At 61.8% G+C, this 6,440-nt stretch carries 6 protein-coding genes and 1 pseudogene; 3 read left to right on the forward strand and 4 right to left on the reverse strand.

Going from position 1 to position 6,440, the window contains the following annotated elements; translation table 11 throughout:
- Window positions 1-38: 38 nt before the first annotated feature.
- The 3 genes from ACEW8Q_RS13585 to ACEW8Q_RS13595 all read right to left on the reverse strand — a co-directional run bounded on the left by ACEW8Q_RS13585 (window position 39) and on the right by ACEW8Q_RS13595 (window position 3,315).
- Window positions 39-755, reverse strand: a complete 717-nt coding sequence (locus tag ACEW8Q_RS13585) for a DUF1194 domain-containing protein (RefSeq protein WP_373504597.1) — start codon at window positions 753-755, stop codon at window positions 39-41.
- A 10-nt stretch (window positions 756-765) separates the two neighbouring features.
- Entirely contained in the window at window positions 766-1,884 is a 1,119-nt protein-coding gene (locus ACEW8Q_RS13590) for an ABC transporter ATP-binding protein (protein WP_373504598.1), read from the reverse strand.
- Window positions 1,885-2,001: 117 nt separating this feature from the next.
- Window positions 2,002-3,315, reverse strand: a complete 1,314-nt coding sequence (locus tag ACEW8Q_RS13595) for an aminopeptidase P family protein (protein WP_373504599.1) — start codon at window positions 3,313-3,315, stop codon at window positions 2,002-2,004.
- 102 nt (window positions 3,316-3,417) lie between these two features.
- Here ACEW8Q_RS13595 and ACEW8Q_RS13600 point away from each other — a divergent pair, with 102 nt between their 5' ends.
- Window positions 3,418-4,320: a LysR substrate-binding domain-containing protein gene (locus ACEW8Q_RS13600; RefSeq protein ID WP_373504600.1), complete on the forward strand. Its 903-nt coding sequence runs from the start codon at window positions 3,418-3,420 to the stop codon at window positions 4,318-4,320.
- 4 nt (window positions 4,321-4,324) lie between these two features.
- Here the strand turns inward: ACEW8Q_RS13600 and ACEW8Q_RS13605 are convergent, their stop codons facing one another.
- Complete coding sequence (locus ACEW8Q_RS13605; RefSeq protein WP_373504601.1) at window positions 4,325-4,795, reverse strand: hypothetical protein; 471 nt, start codon at window positions 4,793-4,795, stop codon at window positions 4,325-4,327.
- 212 nt (window positions 4,796-5,007) lie between these two features.
- On the opposite strand from ACEW8Q_RS13605, the gene ACEW8Q_RS13610 reads away from it, so the two are divergent.
- The gene (locus ACEW8Q_RS13610; RefSeq protein ID WP_373504602.1) at window positions 5,008-6,222 is read left to right on the forward strand and encodes an MFS transporter; all 1,215 of its coding nucleotides are present in this window, start codon (window positions 5,008-5,010) and stop codon (window positions 6,220-6,222) included.
- Between the two features lie 31 nt (window positions 6,223-6,253).
- Window positions 6,254-6,440 (forward strand): annotated as a pseudogene (locus ACEW8Q_RS13615) (GTP 3',8-cyclase MoaA); the annotation flags it as partial.

The following is a 6,440-nucleotide window of genomic DNA, read 5'->3' on the forward strand; positions in this document are numbered from 1 at the left end:
GGTCAAGCCGTGAGGCTTTCTCACCCTTCGCGGCAGGATCAGGAGATTCCGGGGCCGGTGATCTCGCGCAGCAGCTTGCGGTAGATGGCCTCGCCAAAGGCCTCGTAGTCATTGGCCGGAATGACGAAGTGGCCCGTGCCGCCCACAACATTGTTCTCGAAATAGGTATCGAGCGTGGGCCATTCGTTGAGGATTGTGAGGCCGTTGATGGTGATGCCGTTTGCCACCAATCGGTCTCGCACGGGTTTCACCGGAAGACCGCTGTTGTTGCGGCCATCAGACGAGACATCGATCACGCGGCGTTCGGCGGAGGGCGCTGCGGCAAAGAGTGCGGCCGAATAAGTGAGTGCCGTCGAGATCGAGGTGCCGCCCTCGGCAAGGTCGCGCGTCATCGACATCAGGATCTGGCCGAGTTCATCCGCATCGGCCGCACCCGACACGATGGTCCAGGGCAGAACGGCCTTCTGGTTCGGCTCATCGGACCATTGCACCACTGCCACCGCTATCCGCTGGCGCTGGCCCTGTGCGATGGCCTGTTTCACCTCGGGCCGCATGAAGGCTTTCCCCAGGCCTTCCATCTGCAGCCGGAATTCCTGGCTATCGACGCTGAAGGAGCAATCGACCGCGAGAATCAAGGCCAGGTCGACGTCAAAATCCTGGGCGCGGCCCGCCGGCAGCGGCAGCAGCAGACAAAACGAAAGGATCAGGCCCGCCAGCCAGCTCGCGACAACCTTGAAGGCGCGGCCGGCGTGCATGGCCCGGGCCTCAGTGCCGGAACTCGGCGAAGTCGAGCGCGCGGCAATCGGCAGCCTTCCAGCCTACAGTCACCTCACGGCCCTCGGCCACATCGGTGCTGGCGCCCTTGTTCGGTACCTTCACGATGAAATCGGTATGGCCCGCCACTTCGAGCCGCGCCCGGATGTGATCGCCCAGATAGATGAGTTCGGCGATGCGGCCACTGAGGATGACGTCGGCCGAATTGGCAGTCGGGTTGATCTCGACGCGCTCGGGGCGGATCGAAAGCAGCGTGCGGCCGCCCTTCTCCTTGGCGTTGACGGCCAGCGCCTTGACCAGTTCGCCCGTCTCGAGCTTGACAGTCGCGACATTGTCGGTGCCGATCTCGGCGACAGTGCCCTTCAGCTTGTTGTTCTCGCCGATGAACTGCGCCACGAAGGAATTGACCGGGCGCTCATAAAGTTCGGCTGGTGTGGAGAGTTGCTGCACTACGCCATCGTTGAACACGGCGATGCGGTTCGACATGGTGAGGGCTTCCGACTGGTCATGCGTCACGTAGACGATGGTGACGCCGAGACGGTCGTGGATGTGCTTGATCTCGTACTGCATCTGCTCGCGCAACTGCTTGTCGAGAGCGCCCAATGGTTCGTCCATCAACACAAGGTCGGGCTCGAACACCAGTGCGCGGGCCACGGCGATGCGCTGCTGCTGGCCGCCGGAGAGCTGGCCGGGACGGCGATTGCCCATCTGCGGCAGTTCCACCATCTTCAGGATCTTCGCCACGCGGTCCTCGACCTCGGCCTTGCCGACGTTCCGCACCTGAAGCGGGAATGCGAGATTCTCGTTGATCGTCATGTGCGGAAACAGCGCGTAGTTCTGGAACACCATGCCAATGCCGCGCTTGTGCGGCGGCACATTGTTGATCGGGCTGTTCTTGAGGAAAATCTCGCCATGTGTGGCAGGCTCGAAGCCCGCGAGCATCATCAGGGTGGTGGTCTTGCCGGAGCCCGACGGCCCGAGCATGGTGAGGAATTCGCCCTTGGCAATGTCGAGATTCAGATTCTTGACGACGAGAGTCTCGCCATCATAGCTCTTCTGCACGTTGACAAAGCGAACCATCGCGTCGCTTGCCGGGATGTCCTTGGCCATTCCCCTGTTTCCTCACCCTGAAATCTTGTTTTTGGCTGCTGGCAGAAGATCATAGGCCGCGCGCATCGGGATGCAAGTCCCACATGCGCGCGGCCCATCACAACAGCTTGTCCTGGCTCAGCGCTTCTTGGCGGCCTTCTTTCCGGCCGCCGACTTGGCGGCTTTCTTCGCAGGCGCCTTTTTTGCAGATTTCTTCGATGCTCGGCCCTTTCCGGCCTGCACGATCAGGTGCTCAGGCCCGTAGGGGAAGCCGGTGATGTTGCGATTGCCCTTTTCGGTAATGACCAGAATATCGTGCTCGCGATAGCCGCCCGCACCCTTCTGGCCTTCGGGAATCATGATCATCGGTTCCATCGAGACAACCATGCCGGGCTCCAGCACGGTGTCGCAATCCTCGCGAAGTTCCAGGCCGCCTTCGCGGCCATAGTAATGACAGAGCACGCCGAAGGAGTGGCCATAGCCGAAGGTGCGGTACTTCAGCAGGTCGTGGCTGGCGTAGATTTCATTCAGGGCTTTGGCGACGTCGGAGCACTTGGCACCCGGCACCAGCAGTTTCTTGCCCTCGTCATGGACGTGGCAATTGATCTCCCACAGCTTGATGTGTTCCTTGGACGCGGTCTCCGCGAACAGCGTGCGCTCGAGCGCCACGTAATAGCCCGCGACCATGGGGAAGCAGTTGAGGCTGAGGATGTCGCCGCGCCTGATCTTGCGCGAGGTGACCGGGTTATGCGCGCCATCGGTGTTGACGCCCGACTGGAACCAGGTCCACGTATCGAGCAACTCGCCGTTGGGCCACACCTTTGCGATCTCGCGCACCATGGCTTGTGTCGAATGCAGCGCCACCTCGTGCTCGGGCACGCCCACGGCGATGGCTTCGACCACAGCGGCACCGCCCAAGTCGGCGATGCGCGTCATCTTGGTGATGTGCTTGATTTCTTCCGCGCTCTTGATCATGCGGAAGCGCATCGAGGGCGCGGCGGCATCGACGAACTCGACGCCCGGAAACGCGTCAGCGAGCTGCTGGCGGAAATCGAGGTTCACGTGATCGAATTCGATGCCGATGCGCTTTGCACCCTTCACGAGATCCTTCACAGCGAGGAAGTAATTCTCCTTCGACCAGTCGGTGTAGGTCACGTTGTCGCCGAAGGTGCGGCGCGCCGGCTGGCCGCCGTCGATCGCCGCCGTCACCGAGGTCGTCTTCTTCTGGGTGATGACGAGGCCGTACTTGCGGCCGAAGTAGCAGTACAGGAAATCCGAGAGGTAGTTGATGTTGTGATAGCTGGTGAACAGGCAGGCATCGACTTTAGAGCTTGCCATCCATCCGCGGATGGCATCCTGGCGGCGCTGCATTTCGGCGGCAGAGAAGGTGGGCTTCGGCTTCTTGCCGTTGTTGCGGTAGTCGACGATGGCGGGGCGGTCGAGAGCGGACATGGCTGGGCAGATCTCCGGGATGAAAGGGAACGTGCGTTTTCTTCTGCGGGAAGAGGGCTTGTGTCAAAAGACGATCCCTCACATACTGTATGAATATTTCTCATGAAGCGAGAAGCCGTGTCCCGCCTGCCCTCTCTCAACGCATTGCGCTGCTTTGAAGCCGCCGCCCGGTCGGGCAGTTTTTCCCGCGCTGCCGAGGAACTGAACGTCACGCAGTCGGCGGTGAGCCACCAGGTGCGCCAGCTCGAACAATGGTTCGGATTGTCGCTGTTTGACAGGCTCGGCCGCCAGACGATACCGACGCCCAAGGGGCAGGAACTGGCGCGCTCTCTGGCTGAGGCCTTCGACATCATGGCGGCCGCCTGCCGCAGGCTGTCGCAGAGCGAGACCGGGCCGGCGCTAACCATCGCGGCGCTGCCGTCCATTGCAACAATTTGGCTCATACCTCGTCTTTCCGTATTCTTTGCCGATCATCCGGAAGTCTCGGTCAAGGTGATCTATGCCTTCGCCGACAAGAAGATCGACTTCGAGGAATGCGACATCGCCATCCTGTGGGGGCCTGGCGAATGGGAAGGATGCCGCAGCACCAGGCTGCTGCCCGGCAACACGGTGCCCGTGTGCAATCCCGGCTACCTCGAAAGGGAAGGCCCGTTCGACGTTCCGCAGTCCATACTCGGGAAGCCGCTGCTGCATGACACCGACCGGCTCGACTGGCAGAACTGGATGCGGCACGCGGGCCTGAAGCATGCGGGTGCTGCACCCGGCCCGATCTTCCAGGACTTCAACCTGCTCCGCGCCTCGGCGCTTGCCGGACAAGGAATCGCGCTCTGCCCGCGCTCGCTCATTGCGGACGATCTCGACAGCGGACGGCTCGTCCAGTTGTTCGATACGGCCATCAAGCTCGATTATGCATATTGCATCATCGAAGCCGCCCACGGCAGCGGCCAGCGCAGCGATGCCATCGACATCTTCAAGTCGTGGCTGCTCGATACCGCGAAGTCCTGAGCCGTCACTCGCCGCCGCAACTCGCCTCGCCCTTGAGCGTCACGTAGCCCGTATCGTCGCCTTTTTGGCGCTCAGCCTCGAAGTATGTGAGTTCGTAAGTCCCTTTCGCCTCGACCTCGTCGTCTTCCGGATCGGCCAGCGTCTTGATGGTGATGCTGACATAGCCATGGGGCTTGTCGCCCTCGCGCTCGGCATAGAACAGCAGCCGCGTGTCTCCTCCTTCGAGCCAGCTGTGCACCAGCTTGTCATCGAGCACGTTCTTGCGAAAGTCCGGCGCAACGTTGCCGGCGAGAACTTCAGCCGAGGCCCTGAAATTGAACAGTGGGCCGCCCATGCCACGCGTGACGCCGCTTTCGACCGTCATCTTCAGGTTGGCGTCATCAATCGTGCACCACAGTCCGCCCGAAGCCTTAGCGGTTGTCGAGAATGCCACCAGGCTCGCTGCGGCGATCATCAGTGTGTGAAAATACTTCATGCCGTCCTGTCCTTCGTGCGTCTCTTCACTCCGGTTCGTGGGAGCGGGTGCCGGTTAACACCGCCATCGACTTATGGCAGTGACCTGAAACACAATTCCGGTCAGGCTTCGGTCAGGCTTGCCCTTTGGCGCATGGCCTTCCTGCAATGACAACACTGGCCTTGCGCGGCAAGCCCGACTATCTGGAACGGATCGCGAAAGCCGGGAACGCCATGTCCACCACCCTTGCCACGCCCGCACGGGCACAGGCTGCCACCTACGCAGTGCTATTTGCCGTCACCGGCGGCCACCTCATCAACGACACGCTGCAGGCCGTGCTGCTGTCGATCTATCCGATTTTGCGCGACCTGCACGGCCTGACATTCACCCAGGTGGGCCTCATCACGCTCACGTTCCAGGCCACCGCGTCCGTCCTCCAGCCAATGATCGGGCTTTATACCGACCGCAAGCCGTTGCCCTATTCCCTTCCCTTTGCGCCCGCGTTGACGCTCGCGGGCCTCGTCCTGGTGGGGCTTGCCACAAGCTATGCGGTGCTGCTGGTGGCGGCCGCCCTCATCGGCATCGGTTCGTCGATCTTCCACCCGGAGGCATCGCGGCTGGCGCGACTGTCATCCGGCGGGCGCTTCGGCTTCGCGCAGTCGCTGTTTCAGGTGGGCGGCAACCTGGGCACTTCGCTCGGACCGTTGCTCGCGGCCTTCATCGTGGTGCCGCATGGGCAAATCAGCGTGGCGTGGCTTGCGGGTTTCGCGCTGATATCCGTCGGCATCCTCAGCTACGCGGGGAGCTGGTATTCACATCACCTGTCGCCAGCAGGCGGTGGCCGCAAGGTGGTGGCGGTCGCGCCCTTGCCCCGCAGGCTCGTGGTCACCTCGCTTGCCATCCTGCTCTGCCTGATGTTCTCGAAGTTCGTCTACACGTCCAGCATGAGCAGCTTCCTCACGTTCTATCTCATCGAAACGTTCCAGCTTTCGCCGGAAGAAGCCCAGATCGACCTGTTCATCTATCTCGCGGCCTTTGCGGCAGGAACGCTGCTCGGCGGCCCCATCGGCGACAAGATCGGGCGCAAGGCGGTCATCTGGTTCTCGGTTCTGGGAGCGTTGCCGTTCACGCTGGCGCTGCCCTACGCCAATCACTTCTGGACCGTGGCACTGTCGATCCCCATCGGATTCATTCTCGCCTCGGCGTTCTCCGCCATGCTGGTCTATGCGCAGGAGCTGATGCCCGGCCGCGTGGGTCTGGTGTCGGGACTGTTCTTCGGGCTTGCCTTCGGCATCGGCGGCATCGGTGCTGCCCTGCTGGGCTCGCTTGCCGATTATACCTCGATCAGTTTCGTCTATCACATCTGCTCGTTCCTGCCGGCAATCGGGCTGCTCACCATGTTCCTGCCGAACAGGAAACAACTGGAAGCCGCCCAATCGATCGGTTGACCTTGGCGATGTATATGGCCAGATATAGCGCATGACCCAGCAAGCTCCCATGATCGACCCGTTTGGCCGCCAGGTGACCTACCTCCGCGTGTCGGTGACGGACCGCTGCGACTTCCGCTGTGTCTATTGCATGGCGGAGGACATGACCTTCCTGCCGAAGAAGGATCTGCTCTCGCTCGAGGAACTCGACCGGGTGTGCAGCGCCTTCATCAAGAAGG

Source organism: Aestuariivirga sp. (assembly GCF_041738905.1).
Lineage (GTDB): Bacteria > Pseudomonadota > Alphaproteobacteria > Rhizobiales > Aestuariivirgaceae > Aestuariivirga.